The following is a 22090-nucleotide window of genomic DNA, read 5'->3' on the forward strand; positions in this document are numbered from 1 at the left end:
GACAAAATTTACATTTAAAATCAAAGTCAAAAAATGCAGGATTCAAGCACACTTTGATTTTAAATGTAAAATGACTTTGATTTTAAATGCGGTTATACATTATGGCTAAAAAACGCATAGCCACTGATATGCATTCACTAGATTCTATCTTGCAGTATAAAATCATGGCTTTTTTAAGCACCACAAATTTGCAATCTTTACCACGCAGTGTGCTCGGCTTTGAAGTGTCTTATCCCTTGCAAGATGTAGAAAATGTATGCCATCGCCTTGATGGTTTGGAGTTCGAGGCAAGTTGTAATCTGTATATGCAGATTTTTGATGAGCTGGCACACTATGTCGCACAAGAGCAGAATCTCCCACAAAAAGCGATACAAGATTATCGCAAAGCCTTTGAGACACGCACGCAAAATGCCCTTGAGATTCTGGCACAAGAATCGCCCGATATGCCTTAAGGAATGCAATGTTACTAGCAGATGATTTTAAAAATGTGATTACAATGATGCTATTCGGAAATAAAGACAAAAATCAAGCAATACCAATACCTAAAGATGCACAAGGTAGGGTATTGGGGAATGGCTATCTCTACACTGATGTATTGGAATCTAATAAAGAAAACCCAACAATCAAACCATTTCAAAAGGACAGCAAATATAGAATAACAAGCACCTTTGGCAGGAGGTCGGATTTAAAAAACAGAGAACCACACTCTGGCATAGATATATGCTTTTCACAAAGCTTTTCAATGGGGGAATTTACCTATAAAAAGCCACCATTATTTTCACCAATAGATGGGCAAATTATTTTTAATGAAAAGTCTTCTTTAAACTCTGTGTATATCATTGATAAAGATAAAAATAAACACGGATTGCTTCATATGGATGTCGTATTTGTCCAAAATGGGCAAAAAATCAAACAAGGGGATTTGGTAGGAATTATCGGTGGTATCGGTAAGTCTTTATCTAATATAGATAATCAGCAAGTTAATATCATTTATGATAATGTGCTGAAACTTCAAGAAGTGGATTATTTTCAAGCATTCATTGATTTTTTAAAAAATGATTTTGCTTTTTTGGAAAAAATAACAGATGATATACAAATGCAAAAAGCTCAAGAGCTCATTAATAAAAAGTGGCAAGAAAGCATTACAAAACAACACAAGCCATATATAGACACATTGCATAAAAATGGTATCCAAGCTATACATCTTAATACACTTTTAAAACTTATGGAACGCAAGGATTTAGGAGATAAAAAAGAGCAAATAATAAAAAATGAAATTATTAGACATCTAAGAAATAAATTTGCTATCCATTTGCATTATCAAATACAAGATTCTAAAGATAGACTACTTAATCCAGCAGTATTTTGGAATACAGCTTATAAGATAAAAGAAACACATTGTGATGAGCAAGAAGCAATCATTCAAACAGATGGTTTGAATAAAATTTATGAATATAGTTATGATAAAAATTCTAATTTATTAGAGATAAAAACACCAAAGGGCAGACGCTTTTTCCCTTACTTTACTTCTGAAAAATATTATACGCTCCACAATCCAAACACAATAAAAGAAAACTTAGGATTATATTATACCGCTAAAGATGTTGATTCTAGGGAGTTTAGAATCTGTGAATATTTCTTACAAGAAAAAGAAAAACTCAAACAACAAATTTTGCTATATAGGAGATATAAAAATGGGAAAATAGATTCTAAAAATAAAGACCAACAAGATTCGTATAATAATTGGTTTCAAGTGATTTCAGGAACTGCTAATTTTAAAAAGGTAGATGTAGAGCTAGAGCTAATGTATTATCAATGGTATAAAAGAAATGGTATATTAGGACAAGCACCAGAGCAAAAAACAGAGAATCCAAATGGCACAGTAACAATTAGCCTTACTCTTAGCAATCAGCAGGGTTTGTTGCAAAATACCCCCATTTATATTTATTCGTATTTTCACCATAAGATTTATGAGAGCAAAACTGATGAATATGGATTGTTGTGTTTTTGCCTATCATTTGAAGAAAGCAATAAAAGTTTTACCCTTGCCTTACACTGCCACAAAGAATTTTTCAATATGGATACTTCTAGTATGGTAGGTAATATAACTAAGATAACCCTTGCTCCTAGCCATATACAAGGTAAAGAATATATTGGGCATAAAACAATACAAGACTTCCCCAAACAAGAATCTAAATCAAACACCAAAGCTGAAGTAATACAAAATATGCCTTATGAATATTATTTTGATAGGAGGAAGCAATGAGAGGCAACTTTTCTACCAAACAGATAAGCAGCTCACAGAGAGTGTGGATTCTAAATATAGTGAAATAACAACAGACTATGAAGTGAATGCAGGCAACCAAATCCTCCACCAAGTAGGCGATACCCAAATCATTGCTAAGGGAGACTCTGTTATAATAAAAGCTGGTGGAGTTGAAGTCATTATAGATTCTAATGGACTTGTAGTTAAAGGTGGAGAGATTAAAGCGGAGTGAAGGAAAGTATCACAATTCAGGCATAGAGGATATTACTCTTTTATCTATACCTCATTTGGAAATTTATCTAACACAAAAAAGAGGCGAGAGAAAATTAAGAGTGAATGAAGTAATAACAATATTAAAGAGTATGAGAACAAGGGATACAAAATAAGCAACAAGAACAAAAAAGGATTATAACTATAGTCCTGATTATAATATCATTTACAATGTTTAAACACAAATGCAAATACAATACAAAGGAAGTGTAATCAATGAATAATACCCAAACTATTACAAAGAGCAATATATAATGAGTGAAAGAATATCGTTTGAAATAAAAGCCCTGCAAAGTGATGCCACCACACCCATACCCAATGCAGAAATACAACTAGAAAATATCAATCTAGGGCAAAAATACAAAACTAATGACAATGGTATAGCTTCCTTCGAGATAGAATCTACACAACACCTAAAATCCTTTAGGGCTAAACTTATCCATAAAGATTACCAAGAATATCCAATCGCTGATAGACCAATCACTCTAAATTCCATAAGAAGACGAGAGAAGCCTTTGGAGTTAAGGTTTAGGGAGAAGCTTGATAATTTTGCAGTGCAGCAAATCAAGCTAGAGCCACAAACAATTATACTCAAAGATGCTAATAATGAGGTTATTACTAAAAATTTCTATAAACGAGGTGATACTCTCACACTCACAGCAGATATAGAATCCAATAAAGCACAAGAAAGTGAGATTAAGTGGGCATATAAAATACTCTCTCTTGCAGATATAATACTCTTGCAACAAAGAGATTCTAAAACATATAATCCCTTAAATAAAATAATCCTAAATCCTGATATAAACAACATACCTTCAGAGTTAAAGCAAATCCTACAAGATAAAGACAACAATGCCTACTTCTCTAACCAATCTGCCTATACTATAAAAGACTTCAAAAACAACACACAAGAACTGGAATCTCTCTATAAAGGCAAAACTTTAACAATCACTATTCCTACAAGCTTTGAAACTAGTAAGCAACAAGTTGCCATAGCTATCTTTGCCTATATCTATGAGCCAAACTATGAAGTATGCTATATAATCCACCTCAATGACTACCCACAAATTACCATTGATTGCACCCTAGCTGAAACCCTAAGGGCATACACAAGACAAGATAATATAGCCACACTAGGCTGGGGAGTAAGTTATATATGCCAAAGACTATGGCATGATAATCCAAGCGATGCTAAAGAATTAAGTGAGCTTATCTATATAGATTCTCATTCTATAGACTTTATAGAATCTATCCCTAATGCGACAATGCAGAGAATAGTCAAAGAGGTGTTGCCAAGAATCACATTGCAAGAGTTTAGTAAGGATAGTAATAACAAATGTCCTGCTATAACATCACAAATGCAAGAGATAAAAGATAAGAATCTAAGATTCTATGTGGAGCTGGATTGGGATAGATTCTATATGCAGTTTCCTTTGATGAAAGGGCTAGAGGATAAAATATTAAGAGTTCCTGCCTTTGAAAACGATATTAATCAATTTGTTAAGGATTCTATAAAAGAAATGACTTATGAAACTTTTGAATATATTCGCAAAACAACAGGGACACCAAAGATTTTACATAATAATTTTTTTGATAGTGCATTTTATGAAAAGATTATAGAATGGCTTAAAAGCGATTCAATACAAAAAGCCCTACAAGATATTGTAAGCAGTAAAAACACAAATGCAAAATTAATTGTTATGCTTGACAATATCTATCAAGGTTTTACAAAAAATGAGAAAATATTTTCATTAAAAGGCAATGATTGGAAAAGCGATGATGTCTGCAAAAAACAATCTCTTGTTGATATAAAAAAGCCCTATAAGTTATGGGGACAATGTATGCGTGCTTATGGTTTAGGAGATACAGCTTTTGTAAGTATTTTTGATTTCAAAGAGGCAGTAGCCCTTTATGCTCTAACAGGTAAATTTAATATCTACTATATCCCTAGTCTCTTTAAAATCACTCAAGGCAAAGATAATGCAATAGATATTCAAATTACAGAGATTAAAGCCTATATCTTTGATGGCTTTGATTTCATAGGCACATCAGGGCAATTTGTGGGTGCTTGGGATTATGAGAAAATGGAGTTTATTGCAGACAGCAGTATTTGGCAGGGGTATTTCAAGGATAATGCTGTTGATATGGCAAATAAACTGCCGTTTGTGAACTTAGAAAGAAATGGCGCAAAGGACTTAAAAGAGGTTATAATGAGGAACCAAGATTATCAAAATACTCAAATGTATTTCAATTTGGGCTTAGATTTTAGGATTGTAACTCCTACATTTAAAAATATACAAGTCTATCCATTATCAATGCCTATTCAAATAGGAATAGATTAATGTTATTTATAGAGGGTTTGGCTAGTGGGATTATACTCTTTCCTTATAGTCTTATATTGTATCAGCTTGTTGTAGTAGGGCTTTTGCCATTTATCCTTATAAGTTTTGTGCCTAAAACTAAAAATATTTTTCTTAAGAAAAAGAGTATAAGATATTGGTTACTTTGTGGTTTGCTAAGTTATACTATGCTTACTTTAGTAGCATATATAATGCTTTATTTGCCAATAAGAGAGTCTGTTGTATTCTTTATGTTATCGGGTGTGGTGTTTTTTAATATGTATTCATCTGTGTATCTTTTGTTATTGAAATTTTTGTCAAACAACAAGCAAAATATTTTTTTAAGTAAAAAAGAGAAATATTATATGTTTGGTTTGAATCTTTTATTTTCTTTGTTATTTTATGCAATATGCAGGGTAACATTGGAATATAATTTATTTAGCGAAGTAGCTAGGTTTTTTACAAAAATGTAGCGATAAAAGAGGTCATAATGCGAAATCTTGACTACCAAAATACCCAAAAATATTTCAACTTAGGTTTAGACTTTAGGATTGTAACTCCTACATTCAAAAGCATAAAAGTCTATCCCTTATCAATGCCAATCCAAATAAAGCTAAATTGATGAATGTTGTAGATTCATTTATAATTCTATCAAAGGGGATTTTGACAGCATTTCTTTATAGTGTTGCTATGTTTTGGCTCGTGATTCCTGCAATGTTGCCTTTTATTTTTACAACATTTATTCCCAAAATACATAGAATGTTGCTCAAAAATGGAAGTATTGTTTATTGGATTATTGGTGGTTTTATTTCTTATATCATTTATATTGTAGTTCATTTTGTGGCATTTTTTTTTAAAATTGATATAGATTCTATGTATTTAGTGCTTCTTGGAGCAGTAATTTTTAATATTTATTCTACTATATATCTTGTGTTATTTAAGTTTTTTTCCAACAATAAACAAAATGCTTTTTTAGGCAAAAAAGAAAAGTATTTTTTATTAGGTTTAAATTTTCTTTTTGCTCTATTGTTTCCCACGATAGTCCTTATTTTTTTGGAAATGGTATTATCTATATGAAAACCTTAGAAAAAGAAATATCCATATATCCCACACAGATAAAGGCTTATATTGATGATAGCTTTGATTTTAGCGACCAGTCCTATCAGCCTGTGGGTATGTGGGATTATAATGAGGTAAGGTTTAATCAGTATCGCTCAATGGAACATTTGTTAAGTTACAATAAGCCAGTGGTGCCAATTACTTCTGTATTTTTAAATGCTCCACAAACTTTAAATGATATTCCTAGATATAAGCAATCAATGCACTATGTTACAGAAACCACCATAAAACAATCAGCACAACAAGATAAATACTACATCATCAACCAAAACTATCAAGATTACCAAACCCATTTTAAATTTGGGCTAGATTATAGAATCTTTAGTAAGAGTGCTAAGGCAATAGAGATTCTAAACAACAACCATTTAATTACCATAACGCTAGGAATTTAATAATGGCAATGTATATGTTTTCTCTGTATTCTGAAGCAAATAAAAATATTATTCTATGTATTCTATGGATATTATTGCTTTTTTATGCTTTTATTCTTCCCTTATTAATTGTAAGGTGTAATAAAATAGAGTCTATACATTATATCCTTTCTTCCACAGCGTTTATATTTGGCTTATTAGTAGCTTACATTATCTGTGTATTAGCCTTTGTGATGCTTCTGGAGCCATCAATCAAATATGTATATGTATTGATACTATGTATCATAGGGAGCTTATTGGCAGGAGCATTTTACAATCCACTTGTATTAATTCTCATATATTGTAAAGAAAAAAATAAAAAAAGATATTCTCTTGGTAAAACGATAGGTATTTTTGTGGGAAGTGTGAGTATTTGTGGTGTTATACTTGCAGATATATTTATGCTAAATCCATTCTTACTTTTTTATGAACTAAATCCATTTTTTGGTATTGGAGCTAGATAAATGCAAAGCATCATCAACCAAAACTACCAAGATTACCAAACCCATTTTAAATTTGGGCTAGATTATAGAATCTTTAGCAAGAGTGCTAAGGTGATAGAGATTCTAAAAATGAGGATTTGACAATTATCTTTCAGGGTGGTGAGCTGTGAGTTTTGTTTATTTTCATATCTATCCACATTACCTTATCTTGTTAATAGGGTGGGTATTTTATTTCTTTATTATGTTTCCTGTGTTGAAATACATAAATCAAAAAGTTTTTTTCTACGAAATATTTGCTCTCAAGAGTTTTTTATTTGGCTGTATATTTGGAATAGTAGCTGTGTGTTTGTATTACGCAATCATTATATATACCAAAGAAGGCATAAGGGCAATTTTTTTGATTTTGCTGACATTTATAAGTGGTGGGGGAATGCAAATCTATGGAATGCTATTAAAATTTCATTTATGCAATAACACATCAGGTATTCATTTTGGATTGACACAAAATATTATTATATTTGTTATGACTTCATTGTTGATTGGATTATTGCTAGTGGATATAATGGCTTGCTCTCCATTTGTAATACTTGGAGCAATGCTTAAAGAAAGTATTATGAATAATGGAATATTGGCGAGATAATCTTATGTATAAAACATACAAAGACTTGCCACATTTTATAACTGCCAAATTTGCTAGTATGGACGCACAAAGAATAGAACAAGATATAAATAGGACTATTGAATATAGTAAAAAGCATAATCTATACTACATCATCAATCAAAATTACCAAGACTACCAAAATAACTTTCACTTTGGACTTGATTATAGAATCTTTAGCAAAAGTGCTCGGGTAATAGAGATAAAACATAATAATTGTGTTAATTTGAAATTAGGGGTTTTGTAATGGTGCTGCTTTATATGTGGCTCAAGCAGGGAATATCTGATTTTGATAATTTAGTTTTAGCCATTACTTGGATTTTTTATTTTATCATTATGCCTTTTATTATCAGTATGTTGAATAAAACAGAGTTTTTCAATGCTATATTTTATGCAAAACGATTTTTTATGCTATGGATTATTACGATTTTATTAGGCACAACTTGTGCGATTTTATATTTTGGGTGGGATTGGCTTTTGTTGCTAAATATTGCAGCCACAGGGATAACAACAATTACTCTAACTTTACTTCCTGTTTTAAACACAGATTCTAAGCATAAAATGAATATTCTAGAATCTCTTTTTGTATTTCTTATATTCTGTATTATATTTGTAGATAATGTAATTGCTAGTCCATTTTTTATTTTATTTTATGGCACTTCATTAATTGGTCTTGGGGGTAGATAATGCAATAGATATTCAAATTACAGAGATTAAAGCCTATCTTTGAAGGCTTTGACTTTATAAGCACACCAGAGCAATTTGTGGGTGCTTGGAATTATGATAAAATAGAGTTTATTGCAAATGATAGCATTTGGCAGGGTTTTTTAAAGATAATATTGTTGATATGACAAATAAACTACTACTTGTAAATATAGATAAAAATATCTCAGGGGATTTAAAAGAAGTTATAATGCGAAATCTTGATTACCAAAACACACAAACTCATTTCAATCTAGGCTTAGACTTTAGAATCCTTACTTCTACATTTAAGGATATAGAAGTGTTCCCCTTATCAATGCCTATTCAAATAAAGGTAAATTAATGAGTGTTTCTTTTCTTGAGTTTATCTTTTGTGTTGTTGTTTTATATGGTATTGCACTGCTTGTTTGGAGTGTGATTTCACGAGTAAATACAATAATGCATAAGAAAGATTTTACAAAATATTGGAGCATTTATAGTGTGATATATTAGATAGCAGTTGTGCTTTTTTGGATATTTTTAAAGGCTTGGGAGTTTATAGCATTTATGAATGGCTTGAATTCTACTTGCTCTCTATCATACCGTGTATTATATCTGTCATATATTTTATAATTTTTAGATTCCTTAGTAGTCAAGAAATCCTCAAAGAATCCTTATCAAAAAATGAAAAAGTATGGATAGCCATAGCAAGTTTTTTTGCACTTTTTGCTTTCACCTATACCATCTCTAGCATTTTTTTATATAATACAGCGACTTGTAAGTTTTTTAGTGAGATGGATTGGTGGATTACATATATTGTCATAGTATCTCTGATATAGACTTTGGACTAGAGTATAAACTAAGCTTTGAGGAAAAGTCTAATCAAGCCATAGCCTTGTATGTCCTCTCTGGTAAATTCCAAATCTATTATGTATTGGATAGCTTTGAAACAGAAAGAATGAATGAAAGCACAATAGTTATATACCCCACACAAATTAAAGCTTATATAGATGATAGCTTTGATTTTAGAGATCAATCTATGCAGTTTGTGGGTGCTTGGGATTATGAGAATGTGGGGTTTGATTTATTTTATTCAGTAATACAATACCGACAATCACGCATACGAGATAAATTTCCAGATATGCTGACAACTATATTTGGCACAAAATCCACTTCCCCGACACCATTTCTGTTTTTCCTATATAATTCAGACTTTCTACGAGCAAAACAGCATTTCAATCTTGGCTTAGATTTCTTTTTATATAGCTCTACATTTTTGGATATTACATCAAAGGAATAGTATACTATGCTTGGCTCTTACACTAATGAAGCAATCGGTATGTTTTTTATCTATCATATAAATATTTTTGCTCTCTTTTTTATTGTATTGTTTTATCGCAAAGATAGATTCTTAGTAGGACTTCCGTTGTTCTTTGGGTATTGTGCTAGTATAGTGGTACTATATTTTTTAAATAACCCCTTGCAATCTTATATAAAAATTTTTGGCGTGTTGTATTATGCTGGAATGGGCTTAATCTTTGCATTGTGCGTGTTTGTGAGTATAGAGAGATTTAAGAGGCATAAGAGTGGGCAGAATTTCATCATTGGCTTTAGCTTAGGATTTTTTATTTTGATCCTTAGCGTGTTGGCAAGTATAGCACTGCTATATGGGCTATCTTTGCTTTTTGGCTCTCATAGGGCATTTTTGCGATTTTTAGTGAAAGAATCTCTAGTCTTAGGAGTATTTTTGCTTTATTTTGTGGCAAGAAATGTTTATGGGCTGTGGGGCAAAACAAAAGGAGTAGCACAAAACAAGGTGTATTACTTGGTTTTTATGTTTGGTAGTGTAGTATTGGTGCTAAATTTCTTGCCTTATGTGGTAGAGTTTTTTAAGAGGATATCAATATATTATTATTCATAATCTTAAAGACCAAAACACCTAACAATATTTTAATCTGGATTTAAAGTTTAAAATCATGATTGTTATGTATATTTTTTAGAGAAGTTATACTCTATTGTCTCACCATAGTCTTTTTGTGTATGTAAATAAATTTATTCTTTATCTCTTAGATGAGAGCGTGAATTTATTATGGCCTTGTAATTCTATTGACTTCAATGTTATTTGGTTTCATTGTGTCTGTTATACTTGAATACTTTGTTCTGTGCCATGCGTGATGAGTTTTAATGGTGCTAAATTTGATGAATGTAAAGAGTTTGTTATATCTATTTTTGTGTTGAATACAATAGACTTCTTATATTATTAAATACGCCTGTTTTTCTTATTAAATTTATTATTCTGCTTAATATTAATAATGGAAGTTTTATAAGAATGTGTTGGGCTATATATTAGACTAGGATTCGTTTGGTTATACAAAACTTCTAGATAAACTGCTTTATCTGTATAAAAGATAACTATTTTATCGTGTCCTAATACATTATTCACTCTCACTCAAAGACAAACATTAACCATACCGCAAGTAAAAATAGAGGAGCTGCAAAAATGCATCACATCTATTATGCTATATAGTATTGTTTAACTCTTAGATAAAGCTACTCAATGATTGCTTAACCACACAAGAACTAAATACCCAAAACTTATCTCATAGAAAGCCTCGCACCATATCCCTGCATAAAAATAGTTTTTAATTTGGCTTAATTAAAATATCATGGAGGGCTTTCATTTTATTGCATGTTTCAATATATTCATTCGTGGGATCAGAATCTATTACAATACCTGCTCCAGCTTGCAAATAATAGATTCCATTTTGCACGACTGCAGAGCGTAGAGTAATTGCAGAATCTAAATCTCCATTTCTAGTAAAATATAAAATCGCACCAGAATAAATTGACCTTTTATGTGTTTCGTATTGTGCGAGCTTTTTAATTGCCTCAATCTTTGGTGCACCGCTTACTGTGCCAGCAGGAAAACACGCTTTAAAGCAATCGTTATTATCCCTACCTTCCATAATCTCGCCACACACCTCAGATACGATATGTATAACACTTGAATATCTTTCAATGACTTTAAATGCATTGATTTTGACACTTCCAATCTTAGCATTTCGCCCAATGTCATTTCGTCCCAAATCAACAAGCATTAAATGTTCTGCATTTTCCTTTTCATCATTGAGTAGTTCTTGCTCCAAGATTCTATCTTCTTGTGCATTTGCCCCTCTTTTTCTTGTCCCAGCAATAGGACGCAATGTTTGTATATTATCTTTACATTGTAACATCACCTCAGGACTAGCCCCAATAACACTAAAAGCACCAAAATCTAGATAATACATATATGGGCTTGGATTATTATGTCGCAATGTTTCATAAAAATGCAGTGGATTCATATTGCTCTTAATTGCTACTGCACGACTAAGCACACATTGCAAAAAAGTGCCTTTATAAATTTCATCTTTAATTCTTGCTACATTTGCTTCATACCATTCCTTGGAATCTTCATAAACAATCTTTGATTCTAAAACCTCATGTCCCTCCAAGAGTTCATTTGTCTGTGTATTGCGCAATGACATAATCTCTTTTCGCAGCGTTTCTAATTTAGCTTGAGCATCATTATTTAGCGTATTCACAACAATATACATAGAATCATAAAAATGATCAAATACGATACATTCTTGTGGAAATACAAGCAAAGCTTCAGGTGCATCATAAAGGCTTTCTTGCTGAAACATAATATTTTCACATTCACTAAAAAATTCATACCCAACAAAGCCTAATCCACCAAGTGGCAAGGGGAGAGATTTTAATATCTTTGGAATCTTGGGCAATGCATTTCTAAATATTTTTGCAAGCTCTAAAAAGTCAAAATCAACATCACTGCCTTTCCTTGCGTGATTATTTTGTATGGATGAAATAGAATCTTTTAACTGCATTAAAAATGGTGGCAATTCAGTATATTCTGCAAGATTTGACAAGAGAAAGCTATTTGCTCGATTTTTAGGAGAATCTTTTATGTAGGTTTCAAATGTATATAACATTTTAGAATCTTGACTATATTTTTGCAAACCAAAATTAATGTTACGCACAATTATTGAATATCGCCCCTTACCACTTTCAAGCGAAGCAGATTCCAATAAAAAATGTGCATTAATACCCTTATACACTGCAAGTGGCGTGTGCATATTGGCATTCATATAAGTATAGGCAAATTGCATATCATCTTGTTGCATCATAAATCCCCTTTATCATTAGCTATTTATTTATACCAGCATTTGGATTTTTAGGTATCAGAGCATAACGTGAATAAAAGATTATAGCAAAATATTATGAAGTGTCTCTTGATGCCCTACTCTAAATACATTCCAAACACTCCTTGAAAAGTGTTATAAACAAAATATAAGCTAATTGAAGTTTTATTGTATAATTATACAAATTTTTAATAGGAAACAATATGTCTTCACTTGCTATTCTTAATCAATGTATCGCTTGTGATGCATGTCGTGATGTATGCCCAACACAAGCTATTCATATCGGAGAACCTATTTATACAATCATACAACAAAAATGTATTTTATGTGCTGGTTATGCAGAAAACCCAAGCTGTATAGAAGTTTGCCCAGTTGATGCAATTATTTACACCACAAAAGATATGGAACAAACATGACTTTATCGTGAAAAAAGGATAACTATGGCAAAGATCACAACAATCATAGACATTGGCTCAAACTCAGCACGTATGGCGATTTTCCAAAAAACAAGTCGCTACGGATTTCATCTCATACATGAGTTAAAGTCAAAGGTGCGTATTTCTGAAGGAAGCTATGAGCATGAATCCTATTTACAACCACAAGCTATGTCAAGAGCCCTAAATGCACTTAAAGAATTCAAAAAGGTAAGTGACTCATTAAAAAGTCGAAAACTCATCTGTGTCGCAACTTCAGCTATACGTGATGCACCAAACAAAGCAGAATTTATCACGCAAGTAAAAAAAGAATGTGGCATAGCTATAAAAGTGATAGATGGCACAAAAGAAGCCTATTATGGTGCGCTTGCATGTGCTAATTTATTGCATGAAAAAAGTGGTGTTACTATTGATATTGGTGGTGGTAGCACAGAGCTTGCTTGTATTGAAAATGGTATAATACAAACGATGGTGTCATTAAATCTAGGCAGTATTCGACTGAAAGAACTCTTTTTTGACCACAATAAAATGCAAGAGGCATACGACTATGTAAGAAAGCATGTAAGAGAGCATCTTAAAGATATTAAAGCCTTTTGTGCAACCTCATCTTCTATGCAAAATCTAAATGTATTTGGGATTGGTGGCAGTATTCGAGCATATGCAAAATATGAAATGGGATTAGAATCTTATGCCTTTAATTTTTTGCATGGCTATGAACTTTATGTAGAAAAGATCTTGGGGCATTTGGAGACTATTACACATGCAAGTAATAGGTGGCTTTTAGAGAATGGGTTTGAAGAAGGGCGTGTAGATTCTATACGACCAGGTCTACTTATTTTACAAGCAATCTTGGAAGAACTCAATGCAAAAAAACTTATTATCAGCGGTGTTGGTGTGCGTGAGGGTGTGTTTTTGAATGATATGTTGCGATATCATCATGGAAAGATTCCAAATAATATCAATCCGAGCGTACGATCGCTCCAAGATATTTTTCTCACAAGTCTTGATGATTCTAAAACAATTAGCCAACATGCAAGAACATTATTTCATCTTTTACAAGAATCCTATGACTTAGAAGATTCTCACCTGCAAGCCCTGCAAGTTGCTAGCAAACTCTATAATATTGGAGCAAACTTTAACTTCTATCAAGCACATAAACACAGTGCCTATATTGCACTCCATTCATTGCATTATGGTTTTGGACATAAAGAGCGTTATACGATAGCTACTCTTTTAGAATCATCACATAAAAAACGACCAAAATTTATTAGCCCAATGCTTGCAAATCTATTACCAGAACATGATACCTTGCAGATTTTAAGCTTTATTTTTGCATTAAGTGTCGCCCTTGCTAAAGAGAGAAAAGTAACCATAAGTTTTAACAACCATACACTTTCCATCAATATACATGCCCTACCCTTGCAACAAGCATTAAAAGAAATTGTATTGCCGCGGTTAGAAAACTATCCAAAACTAAACTTTGTCATCAACGACTAATAAAAGCATATACTCTACTCTGATAGCCCAATAAAACACATAATCAATATGCAAAGCATAGTCTTATCTCATGCCAATTGCTAGTTATTACTCTTTGATAAAATTATGATATAATACTATCTTATTTATCGCATAGACGAATATAATGCAAATGGTTCTAATAGGGGAAATCATGAAACTGAAACCACAACACGCACAATTTTTAGCAGAACGCATTATCCTTGAGCTAAGCCGCTCAAATCTTGTCCAAATCAATGCCACTCTACCAAATCTAAATCGCCTTGCTACAACACTTATAAAAGAAGATATGCAACAAGAATATGCCATAGAATCTAAAGCACGTGAGCTATTAGACGCACATCAAGATACAATTGAAGAAGATGAGGTCAATGAAAAACAAGTTTTTGCAATGATTAAAAAGCAGATTGCTAAAGAAAGAGGCTTTTTACTTTCATATAAAGAACGCTATAGTCAGTTAGCACATGAGATACTAGACGCACTTTTTGAAGAAAGCTATATTGATTTTAATGTGCCAGAAAATGTAGTAAAAAACTTTATCATAGAATCGATTGATTCATATTTTGATTTTCATGAACATGCCTATGACAACGCAATTGAAAAAATTAAGAATTATAAACGAAAGTTGATACCTGGTAGTGAAGAATATGAATTAATTTTTGCAAAACTCTATGAAGAAGAACTAAATAAACGAGGTTAATATGAAATTACATGATATATGGCTTTATTTTGCTAATGGACTTTTATTGCAAGCAAAAGGGTTTGGGAAAGAGGGCACAGCTATTGGTGAAGCAGTCTTTAACACATCTATGACAGGTTATCAAGAGATTATTAGCGATCCTAGTTATGCAGGGCAATTTATTGTATTTTGTATGCCAGAGATTGGTATTGTTGGATGTAATCCACAAGATATGGAAAGTAAAAAACCATTTGCAAAAGGTGTGCTTATTAGAAATCTAAGTAGCATTAGCTCAAACTTTCGTGCTACACAGGATTTGCAATCATTTTTTATTGATAATAATCTCATGGGGATTTGTAATGTTGATACAAGAAGCATTGTAAAGATGTTACGCGATAATGGTGCAATGATGATGATTGCATCAAGTGAACTAAAAGATAGGGAATCATTACAAAAAGCATTACAAGCAGCCAAAAAAATAGAAGAGATTAATTATGTTGCAGAAGTCAGCACAAGAGAACCCTATATACATGATGAAAGCACATTTGATTTTACAAACTTTTCATACCCTAAAATTGACACAAACGATAAAGGAAAGAAAAAGATTGTAGCCATTGATTTTGGTATTAAACGAAATATTCTAAATGAGCTTAGTAAGGTTGGACTCATTGTAGAAGTCTTACCGCACACCTTTGATGTCAATACTTTAATACAGAGATATAAGCAGAAAGAAATTAGTGGTATTTTTTTGAGCAATGGCCCAGGTGATCCCGTATTATTACAAGATCAAATTGAAAAAATAAAGCAACTTATTGCAGAACAAATCCCAATGTTTGGCATTTGCTTAGGACACCAACTCTTAAGCAATGCACATGGATACATCACCTATAAACTTAAATTTGGACAGCATGGTGGCAACCACCCAGTAAAAAATATGCAAACAAATACACTTGAGATTACTGCACAAAATCACAACTATAATGTACCTGAATCTATCGTAGAAGTAGCAACAATCACACACAGAAATCTGTTTGATAATACGATTGAAGGAGTGTATTACAAAAACTCTCCAATCTTTTCAGTTCAACACCACCCAGAATCAAGTCCAGGACCACGTGAAGCAAGCAAACTTTTTGCTGACTTTAAAGATTTAGTAGCCAAAATATAGGTTTATAAAATCTTAGCCTTGTGTTATTTAAAGAGACACAAAATTGCAAAAAGCATTGGGTTGCACGCATCTAATCGTGTCCCAACACCAAGAAATCTTGCTTTTTTGTTCCTTTCAGAATGTTTTCCTCTAGTTTTTTTCTAACCAAAAGCTACATAATCCCACTCTCAAGGATAAAACATTATGGACTTCTTTCTAATCGAAACAATATTATTACACAAGGATTCTGCATTTCTTCTGCACTCTCATCTATACAGACTTTATAATAGTGCAAAAACATTTGATTTTAACTATAAAACTTTGGAACCAGCCCTAAATTACCTAAACATGAGTATGTCACATGCCCACAAAAACCTAGACATATCAGAATCTTTAAAGCTTTTAGCCCAATCTAGTCTGCCACATACAGATATAAAAAATCATATTATCAATTTAACTTCTCACTATATACAAACTCCACAAGATTCCATAAATAGCTATCACAACTCTAATCATACAAACATCTTTAATACTTCATATACTAATAATCACACTCAAGCCTCCAAGCTCTACACAAATATGCAATGGAAACCAAATTCTAATATAAAAATTTCCTTACATGCGACTTTGTTTAAAAATAATAAAATTTTCAAATCATTGTCAGCACAACAAGACAAACCCCACTTATATTTATGGGATTGTATAGACGTATTGAAAATACTACTACAAACAAACAACACAATCAATACAACAAGCAATCACTCTGCTACAAGCAATATTGATAGCATTCAAAACCATAATCAGTATGCCTCAAACAACACAAGATATAATAACACATCGCATAACAATACAAAAGAGAGTAACCAATCAGATAATACAATAAACCCCAATTCTATCAATTTAGCTTCCACTAATGATTTCTCACTCTGTCGTCTGCTTTTAGCAAAAGATGGCACACTTACATATAGCATTCAGCCATTACAACCTATCACTAATACTGCAATAAAATTAGCCATGCTAAAAACCACAACACAGCTAAGTTATCATAAAACGACAATGAGGCTACATTTTGATAAAGCCACAACAAGCATTGCGAGAAATGAATGTTTTGATTATATCTACACAAATAAAGATAATGAAATCCTTGAAGGCTCAAGAAGCAATGTTGTAATAACTCAAAATGGTAAGCATTACACACCCAAAAGAAGCCTAGGATTGCTTGCAGGTACGCTACGCAATACTCTTATAAAGCAGGGTATATGTATCGAAAAAACTCTATATACGCAAGATCTATATAGAGCTGATGCTATTTATTGTGTAAACTCGATTAGAGGTATTATCCCTGTAAAACTTGATTCATAGCAAACAAAGCAATGAAATCTACAAAAATAGGTTATAATCCTTGATGAGATTCTATATAAAGGTATTCTATGGATATAAATCCCAATATTTTATTGTATATATGTGCATATTTGATTGGCAGCATTCCCTTTGGCGCATTACTAGTAAAGATTTTTGCCAAGCAAAATATTTTAGAAATTGGTTCAAAAAGTACGGGTGCTACCAATGTATATCGTGCTTTTGCTGCCATTTCTCCACAGAAGGCAAAGTTTTTCTCCCTCCTTACATTATTGCTTGATGCGTTTAAGGGATTATTTATCGTGCTTATTGCAAAACTTATAGGGTTGAGCTTTGAAACACAATATGCCATTGCTATCTTAGCAATACTTGGTCATTGTTATAGTCCATTCTTGGGGTTTAATGGCGGAAAAGGTGTTGCCACAGCAATTGGTAGTGTTTTACTGCTAATTCCTGTTGAAGGTATTTGTGGACTTATTGTGTGGGGGGTTGTTGGTAAAGTATTTAAAATCTCATCGCTTTCATCATTGCTTGGAGTTTTAAGTGGTATTATTTTAACTTTTGTTATACCAAGTATTTTTAACCTGCCAGAATCTATTAATATCAACGCGCAAATTGGCACACATGTCCCAGTTGTATTAATTGGTGTTATCATAATAAACACACATTGGGAAAATATTAAGCGTTTAGTGTTGAAGCAAGAACAGCAATTTACAGATAGTGTAAAACCACATAATACATAACTCATATTGCTATTAAATAGCTATAGCAATTATCTCAATAAATTTTAAAGATTGGAGATTTTGGAGTTTATATGTCAGATATTCTACAAAATAGACTTGAACAAAAACTATACACCATTACACATCGTCCAATGTTTATGTTTGCACTCTTTTCAAGCACTTCTATGACTGTGCTTGGTGGGACAATTATTGCCACCTCGATACCAGCAATTGAAAACCATTTTGCACATATTCCGCATATTGCAACACTAGCAAAACTTGTGCTTACCCTACCCGCTTTGTTTATTATGCTTTTTTCTCCTCTAAGTGGAATCTTAATTGATAAATTTGGTCGCTTGAAATTTCTTATTGGTTCTATGCTTTCGTGGAGTATAAGCGGCACTATTGGTGCATTTTGGGATAATATCTATTGGATTTTATTTACAAGGGCACTTTTTGGAATCTCAACTGCATTTGTTATGACAGCTGCAAGTGCTTTAGTAGCAGACTACTATGTAGGTGAGGAACGACAGAAGGCACTTGGATTGCAAGGCTTTGCTACTGCATGTGGTAGTGCACTTTTTATGTCTCTTGGAGGGATTTTAGCACATTTTGATTGGCATTATCCATTCTATGTGTATGGACTTGGAATCTTTTTAACACTTTTTGTTGCCACAACACTTTTTGAACCTCGTCCTCTCAAAAAAATAGCACACATGGAAATACCCATTAAACAATTTAAGATTACATCAATACTACCTTGCTATTTCTTTGCCTTTGTTATTATGATTGCCTACTATACTTCTCCAACACAAATTCCCTACCTCATTACACAGAAGTTAGAACATAGCGAAATGCTTGCTGGATTCTGCATTTCAGCATCTGCATTTGCCTATGGTACTTCATCGCTCTTTTATCCACGCATACGTAATTTTTTATCTGTTAAAGGTATCTATATCGTTGGGTTCTCATGTATGGGGAGTGGATTTTTACTTATTTATCTTTTGCATAATATTTATGCAGTTGTGCTAGGGTTACTTTTAGTTGGTATTGGCGGTGGTGCAATCATTGTTAATAATTCTTCATTTCTCTTATCCATAGTCCCAAAAGAACATATTGGCAAAGCTCTTGGAATCTTGAGTGCAACCGCATGTTTTGGGCAATTTGTATCACCATTTTTTTCTCAACCTATAGTTCAAAATCATGGCGTTGTAGATTTATTTTTATATGTCGCAGTGCTATTATATATCATGTCAATACTTTCTCTTATAAAACCAAAGTAAAAATATTGCTAAAATACAATACAAAACATACAAAAAAGTCAAAAAATGCAGAATTTTACACTACAATTCATAGTTATTTTATTTTAAAGGATTGGTATGCGTAAGATTATCTGTGTTATGACAATGCTAGGTTTGTGTGGATCTTTTATGTTTGCTGCAACTATTGATGAAGCAAATAAAGCTTATAATGATGGTGACTATACAAAAGCATTAGAATCATATAAAAAACTATGTGATGAAAAAGAGGCAAAAGCATGCTCAAGCTTGGGTTACATGTATCGCAATGCAAAGGGTGTCAGTGAGAATGCAACTTTATCGCAGGAATATTACAAAAAAGCATGTGACTTGGGTGATAAAGAAGCTTGCACAAATGCAAACTGGTAATTCTATAACTATCTTTATTATATAACATATGGATTTTTAGGGTTACAAACGAGTGTGTAATCACACTCATTCACCTTGTATAGCTGCACTTAAATATTATTAAATATTAAAGGCATGTGATTAATAACATATATTGTGATCTTGTCCATAAGGCAGCACATTAAGGAAATATAATCAGAATCTCATGTCGATTATCGAAGCGATTATGCAAATTAAAAAATAATAAATCCAAAGAGACATGAACTAAGGAATATTATGAATCTAGAAATTTTGCCAGTACAGCAGAACATACATGCAGATTTAGATATTTTAGCAAGTGATAAATCCTTGTCGCATCGTGTTTGCATGTTTAGTCTTTTTGCAGATTCTACGTGTAGAATAAAGCATTTTTTACGTGCGGAAGATACACAAAGGAGCCTTACCATTGCACAAAGCTTGGGGCTTCATGTAAGTGAAGAGAATGGGGACTTATTACTTACACCACCAAAAAAGGGTCTACAAACACCAAGTGACATTTTGTATTGTGGTAATTCTGGCACATCCATGCGACTCTTCACAGGATTATTAGCAGGAGCAAACCTCTATGCTGTGCTATGTGGTGATGTATATTTACATGTTCGTCCAATGGGGAGGATCCTTAAACCACTACGTACGATAGGAGCCAATATTGCTTCGCGAACAATTCAATCCCAAGATAGCACAAAAGAAGTAGCTCCACTCTGTGTGATCCCAAGCACACAGAGCCTTAAGGGCTTTACATATCATTCACAAATCGCATCAGCTCAAGTTAAGAGTGCACTCATTCTAGCAGCATTGCAAGGTAATGAAGAATCAGTTTTTAGCGAGTGTGAACTAAGCAGAGATCATACAGAGAATATGTTGTATGCCTTACAGAAAAAACCATATCTGCAAAATAAAGATGATAAGTTATATATCACGCCTTTTTCTACATTTGGTATGCAAAATGCACCACTTAAAGCCTTTGATGTCTCAATCCCAAATGATCCTTCTTCTGCATTTTTCTTTGCCGTCCTTGCAAGTATCCTGCCAAACACATCAATCACCTTAAGGCGTGTAATGATAAACAAAACACGTATTGAAGCGTTTAGAATCCTAGAAAAAATGGGAGCAAAAATATGGTATGAAAATATATCAAATGATTATGAAAAGACAGCAGATATCACAATCTCAAGTGCAGAGCTACAAGCAATCACTATCGAAGAAAATATAGCATGGTTAATTGATGAGATACCAGCACTAAGCATTGCTTGTAGTGTCGCGAAAGGAACATCAAAAATACGAAATGCAGCTGAATTGCGAGTGAAAGAGAGCGATCGAATCTCTGTTGTCCTCCATGGCCTAAAAAACTTTGGGATACAAACAATTGAATATAGCGATGGTTTTGATATTATTGGTGGTTCACTGCAAAAAGGTGTGGTAAATTCTAAAGGTGATCATCGCATTGCTATGAGTTTTGCCATTGCCGCATGTGTGTGTGGTGGAACAATACTTGATAGCGAATGTATCCACACTTCTTTTCCAAACTTTATAGAACTCCTCTCACGCTTTACTACGATACACAAAACTCATACTCATGTCTAAAACCACATGCCCCATAATTCTTATGCCTATAACACTAGATTCTTTATATGGTGAAGTTATACTAGCCCAAACAGACACAACAATAGGGCTTTTATCAAAATATTCTACGGCCATAAACCAAAAGAAAGGTGCGAGCTTAAAAAAGCCACTTTTAAAAGAAGTAGCAAATTTAAGTGTTATCCCACACCGCACGCCCACTTCTATGCGAAACATAATACGAAGGGCAAAGAAAACTTCATTTATACTACCAAATGGAAAAAGTTTTAGGGTGATAAAAGATGTCCTCCACAATGACTTTTTAAAAGGTTTTTCATGGCTATATTCATCATCAGCAAATCCGACAAAAGGTGATTTTTCAATGGAGTTTGCACGGAGTGTGAGTGATATTATCGTGCTTGATAAACGAGGAATTTTTGCAGCAAAAAGCAGTATGATACTGAAAATAGGGCACAACAAAATAAAAAAAATTCGCTAATTATTACTATGTAAATATGAGCAACTTTTTTATAAACAACATCGCTAAATATCCATGTGATAATATATTAAAAGTTAAAAGCCCCCCCCCCCCCATATTGCTTAA

26 protein-coding genes are annotated in these 22090 nt (G+C 32.7%); 25 read left to right on the forward strand and 1 reads right to left on the reverse strand.

All coding sequences use genetic code 11. The features are described from left to right. The first annotated feature begins 101 nt into the window (after nucleotides 1–101). The 15 genes from LS81_RS06285 to LS81_RS06350 all read left to right on the forward strand — a co-directional run bounded on the left by LS81_RS06285 (nucleotide 102) and on the right by LS81_RS06350 (nucleotide 10107). Nucleotides 102–452: a hypothetical protein gene (locus tag LS81_RS06285; protein WP_233715844.1), complete on the forward strand. Its 351-nt coding sequence runs from the start codon at nucleotides 102–104 to the stop codon at nucleotides 450–452. An 8-nt stretch (nucleotides 453–460) separates the two neighbouring features. Next, nucleotides 461–2266, forward strand: coding sequence for a M23 family metallopeptidase (locus LS81_RS06290; protein ID WP_004084760.1), 1806 nt, complete (start codon nucleotides 461–463; stop codon nucleotides 2264–2266). Next, the gene (locus LS81_RS06295; protein WP_138069880.1) at nucleotides 2235–2498 is read left to right on the forward strand and encodes a hypothetical protein; all 264 of its coding nucleotides are present in this window, start codon (nucleotides 2235–2237) and stop codon (nucleotides 2496–2498) included. The genes LS81_RS06290 and LS81_RS06295 overlap by 32 nt, the downstream gene beginning before the upstream one ends. A 292-nt stretch (nucleotides 2499–2790) precedes the next feature. Next, nucleotides 2791–4878: a DUF6402 family protein gene (locus LS81_RS11960; protein WP_233715842.1), complete on the forward strand. Its 2088-nt coding sequence runs from the start codon at nucleotides 2791–2793 to the stop codon at nucleotides 4876–4878. Continuing rightward, nucleotides 4878–5348 (forward strand): hypothetical protein, encoded by a 471-nt coding sequence (locus LS81_RS06305; protein WP_034346438.1) that lies wholly within the window; start codon nucleotides 4878–4880, stop codon nucleotides 5346–5348. Before LS81_RS11960 ends, LS81_RS06305 begins: the two co-directional genes overlap by 1 nt. 148 nt (nucleotides 5349–5496) lie before the next feature. Continuing rightward, on the forward strand, nucleotides 5497–5952 hold the full coding sequence (locus tag LS81_RS06310) for a glycosyltransferase family protein (protein WP_002957640.1): 456 nt from the start codon (nucleotides 5497–5499) through the stop codon (nucleotides 5950–5952). Further along, entirely contained in the window at nucleotides 5949–6386 is a 438-nt protein-coding gene (locus LS81_RS11965) for a DUF6402 family protein (RefSeq protein ID WP_233715841.1), read from the forward strand. The genes LS81_RS06310 and LS81_RS11965 overlap by 4 nt, the downstream gene beginning before the upstream one ends. Nucleotides 6387–6661: 275 nt before the next feature. After that, nucleotides 6662–6868 carry a hypothetical protein gene (locus LS81_RS06320; RefSeq protein WP_138069881.1) on the forward strand — a complete coding sequence of 69 codons (207 nt, stop codon included), beginning with the start codon at nucleotides 6662–6664 and terminating at the stop codon, nucleotides 6866–6868. A gap of 382 nt (nucleotides 6869–7250) precedes the next feature. After that, a complete protein-coding gene (locus tag LS81_RS06325) occupies nucleotides 7251–7487 on the forward strand; it encodes a hypothetical protein (protein WP_158659393.1) in 237 nt (78 codons plus the stop codon). Further along, a complete protein-coding gene (locus LS81_RS11970) occupies nucleotides 7468–7752 on the forward strand; it encodes a hypothetical protein (RefSeq protein ID WP_034346432.1) in 285 nt (94 codons plus the stop codon). Before LS81_RS06325 ends, LS81_RS11970 begins: the two co-directional genes overlap by 20 nt. Continuing rightward, nucleotides 7752–8192, forward strand: a complete 441-nt coding sequence (locus LS81_RS06335) for a hypothetical protein (RefSeq protein WP_002957574.1) — start codon at nucleotides 7752–7754, stop codon at nucleotides 8190–8192. Before LS81_RS11970 ends, LS81_RS06335 begins: the two co-directional genes overlap by 1 nt. A 127-nt stretch (nucleotides 8193–8319) precedes the next feature. After that, nucleotides 8320–8550 carry a hypothetical protein gene (locus tag LS81_RS11975; protein WP_233715840.1) on the forward strand — a complete coding sequence of 77 codons (231 nt, stop codon included), beginning with the start codon at nucleotides 8320–8322 and terminating at the stop codon, nucleotides 8548–8550. Further along, nucleotides 8550–8699 carry a hypothetical protein gene (locus LS81_RS11275; RefSeq protein ID WP_158659392.1) on the forward strand — a complete coding sequence of 50 codons (150 nt, stop codon included), beginning with the start codon at nucleotides 8550–8552 and terminating at the stop codon, nucleotides 8697–8699. The genes LS81_RS11975 and LS81_RS11275 overlap by 1 nt, the downstream gene beginning before the upstream one ends. A gap of 289 nt (nucleotides 8700–8988) precedes the next feature. Beyond that, entirely contained in the window at nucleotides 8989–9486 is a 498-nt protein-coding gene (locus tag LS81_RS06345; protein WP_052096541.1) for a DUF6402 family protein, read from the forward strand. Between the two features lie 6 nt (nucleotides 9487–9492). Next, nucleotides 9493–10107: a hypothetical protein gene (locus tag LS81_RS06350; protein ID WP_034346430.1), complete on the forward strand. Its 615-nt coding sequence runs from the start codon at nucleotides 9493–9495 to the stop codon at nucleotides 10105–10107. Between the two features lie 721 nt (nucleotides 10108–10828). Here the strand turns inward: LS81_RS06350 and LS81_RS06355 are convergent. Further along, a complete protein-coding gene (locus tag LS81_RS06355) occupies nucleotides 10829–12370 on the reverse strand; it encodes an anthranilate synthase component I family protein (RefSeq protein ID WP_034346428.1) in 1542 nt (513 codons plus the stop codon). Nucleotides 12371–12588: 218 nt separating this feature from the next. Here LS81_RS06355 and LS81_RS06360 point away from each other — a divergent pair, with 218 nt between their 5' ends. From LS81_RS06360 to LS81_RS06405, 10 genes are all read left to right on the forward strand, one after another. Further along, nucleotides 12589–12801, forward strand: a complete 213-nt coding sequence (locus LS81_RS06360) for a DUF362 domain-containing protein (RefSeq protein WP_034346426.1) — start codon at nucleotides 12589–12591, stop codon at nucleotides 12799–12801. A 24-nt stretch (nucleotides 12802–12825) separates the two neighbouring features. After that, nucleotides 12826–14316 (forward strand): Ppx/GppA phosphatase family protein, encoded by a 1491-nt coding sequence (locus LS81_RS06365; RefSeq protein WP_034346425.1) that lies wholly within the window; start codon nucleotides 12826–12828, stop codon nucleotides 14314–14316. A gap of 172 nt (nucleotides 14317–14488) precedes the next feature. Then, entirely contained in the window at nucleotides 14489–15034 is a 546-nt protein-coding gene (locus LS81_RS06370) for a DUF507 family protein (protein WP_034322488.1), read from the forward strand. A 1-nt stretch (nucleotide 15035) separates the two neighbouring features. Then, a complete protein-coding gene (carA, locus tag LS81_RS06375) occupies nucleotides 15036–16181 on the forward strand; it encodes a glutamine-hydrolyzing carbamoyl-phosphate synthase small subunit (protein WP_034346424.1) in 1146 nt (381 codons plus the stop codon). Nucleotides 16182–16364: 183 nt separating this feature from the next. Further along, complete coding sequence (locus LS81_RS06380) at nucleotides 16365–17522, forward strand: aminotransferase class IV (protein ID WP_034346423.1); 1158 nt, start codon at nucleotides 16365–16367, stop codon at nucleotides 17520–17522. Nucleotides 17523–17590: 68 nt separating this feature from the next. Next, nucleotides 17591–18262, forward strand: coding sequence for a glycerol-3-phosphate 1-O-acyltransferase PlsY (gene plsY / locus LS81_RS06385; protein WP_034346421.1), 672 nt, complete (start codon nucleotides 17591–17593; stop codon nucleotides 18260–18262). Nucleotides 18263–18333: 71 nt separating this feature from the next. Further along, nucleotides 18334–19524, forward strand: a complete 1191-nt coding sequence (locus LS81_RS06390) for an MFS transporter (RefSeq protein ID WP_034346419.1) — start codon at nucleotides 18334–18336, stop codon at nucleotides 19522–19524. Between the two features lie 96 nt (nucleotides 19525–19620). Then, a complete protein-coding gene (locus LS81_RS06395; RefSeq protein WP_034346417.1) occupies nucleotides 19621–19908 on the forward strand; it encodes a tetratricopeptide repeat protein in 288 nt (95 codons plus the stop codon). 255 nt (nucleotides 19909–20163) lie between these two features. Beyond that, nucleotides 20164–21510 (forward strand): 3-phosphoshikimate 1-carboxyvinyltransferase, encoded by a 1347-nt coding sequence (gene aroA, locus LS81_RS06400; protein ID WP_034346414.1) that lies wholly within the window; start codon nucleotides 20164–20166, stop codon nucleotides 21508–21510. Continuing rightward, nucleotides 21503–21985, forward strand: coding sequence for a hypothetical protein (locus tag LS81_RS06405; RefSeq protein WP_233715839.1), 483 nt, complete (start codon nucleotides 21503–21505; stop codon nucleotides 21983–21985). Before aroA ends, LS81_RS06405 begins: the two co-directional genes overlap by 8 nt. The last annotated feature ends 105 nt before the right edge of the window (nucleotides 21986–22090 follow it).

Source organism: Helicobacter trogontum (assembly GCF_000765905.2).
GTDB classification, from domain to species: domain Bacteria; phylum Campylobacterota; class Campylobacteria; order Campylobacterales; family Helicobacteraceae; genus Helicobacter_A; species Helicobacter_A trogontum.

Bases quoted from the DNA above. Each gene is read 5' to 3' on its own strand.
- LS81_RS06285 (WP_233715844.1), top strand. From the start codon at position 102: ATGGCTAAAAAACGCATAGCCACTGATATGCATTCACTAGATTCTATC.
- LS81_RS06290 (WP_004084760.1), top strand. From the start codon at position 461: ATGTTACTAGCAGATGATTTTAAAAATGTGATTACAATGATGCTATTC.
- LS81_RS06295 (WP_138069880.1), top strand. From the start codon at position 2,235: ATGAATATTATTTTGATAGGAGGAAGCAATGAGAGGCAACTTTTCTAC.
- LS81_RS11960 (WP_233715842.1), top strand. From the start codon at position 2,791: ATGAGTGAAAGAATATCGTTTGAAATAAAAGCCCTGCAAAGTGATGCC.
- LS81_RS06305 (WP_034346438.1), top strand. From the start codon at position 4,878: ATGTTATTTATAGAGGGTTTGGCTAGTGGGATTATACTCTTTCCTTAT.
- LS81_RS06310 (WP_002957640.1), top strand. From the start codon at position 5,497: ATGAATGTTGTAGATTCATTTATAATTCTATCAAAGGGGATTTTGACA.
- LS81_RS11965 (WP_233715841.1), top strand. From the start codon at position 5,949: ATGAAAACCTTAGAAAAAGAAATATCCATATATCCCACACAGATAAAG.
- LS81_RS11970 (WP_034346432.1), top strand. From the start codon at position 7,468: ATGGAATATTGGCGAGATAATCTTATGTATAAAACATACAAAGACTTG.
- LS81_RS06335 (WP_002957574.1), top strand. From the start codon at position 7,752: ATGGTGCTGCTTTATATGTGGCTCAAGCAGGGAATATCTGATTTTGAT.
- LS81_RS11275 (WP_158659392.1), top strand. From the start codon at position 8,550: ATGAGTGTTTCTTTTCTTGAGTTTATCTTTTGTGTTGTTGTTTTATAT.
- LS81_RS06350 (WP_034346430.1), top strand. From the start codon at position 9,493: ATGCTTGGCTCTTACACTAATGAAGCAATCGGTATGTTTTTTATCTAT.
- LS81_RS06355 (WP_034346428.1), bottom strand. From the start codon at position 12,370: ATGATGCAACAAGATGATATGCAATTTGCCTATACTTATATGAATGCC.
- LS81_RS06360 (WP_034346426.1), top strand. From the start codon at position 12,589: ATGTCTTCACTTGCTATTCTTAATCAATGTATCGCTTGTGATGCATGT.
- LS81_RS06365 (WP_034346425.1), top strand. From the start codon at position 12,826: ATGGCAAAGATCACAACAATCATAGACATTGGCTCAAACTCAGCACGT.
- LS81_RS06370 (WP_034322488.1), top strand. From the start codon at position 14,489: ATGAAACTGAAACCACAACACGCACAATTTTTAGCAGAACGCATTATC.
- carA (WP_034346424.1), top strand. From the start codon at position 15,036: ATGAAATTACATGATATATGGCTTTATTTTGCTAATGGACTTTTATTG.
- LS81_RS06380 (WP_034346423.1), top strand. From the start codon at position 16,365: ATGGACTTCTTTCTAATCGAAACAATATTATTACACAAGGATTCTGCA.
- plsY (WP_034346421.1), top strand. From the start codon at position 17,591: ATGGATATAAATCCCAATATTTTATTGTATATATGTGCATATTTGATT.
- LS81_RS06390 (WP_034346419.1), top strand. From the start codon at position 18,334: ATGTCAGATATTCTACAAAATAGACTTGAACAAAAACTATACACCATT.
- LS81_RS06395 (WP_034346417.1), top strand. From the start codon at position 19,621: ATGCGTAAGATTATCTGTGTTATGACAATGCTAGGTTTGTGTGGATCT.
- aroA (WP_034346414.1), top strand. From the start codon at position 20,164: ATGAATCTAGAAATTTTGCCAGTACAGCAGAACATACATGCAGATTTA.
- LS81_RS06405 (WP_233715839.1), top strand. From the start codon at position 21,503: ATGTCTAAAACCACATGCCCCATAATTCTTATGCCTATAACACTAGAT.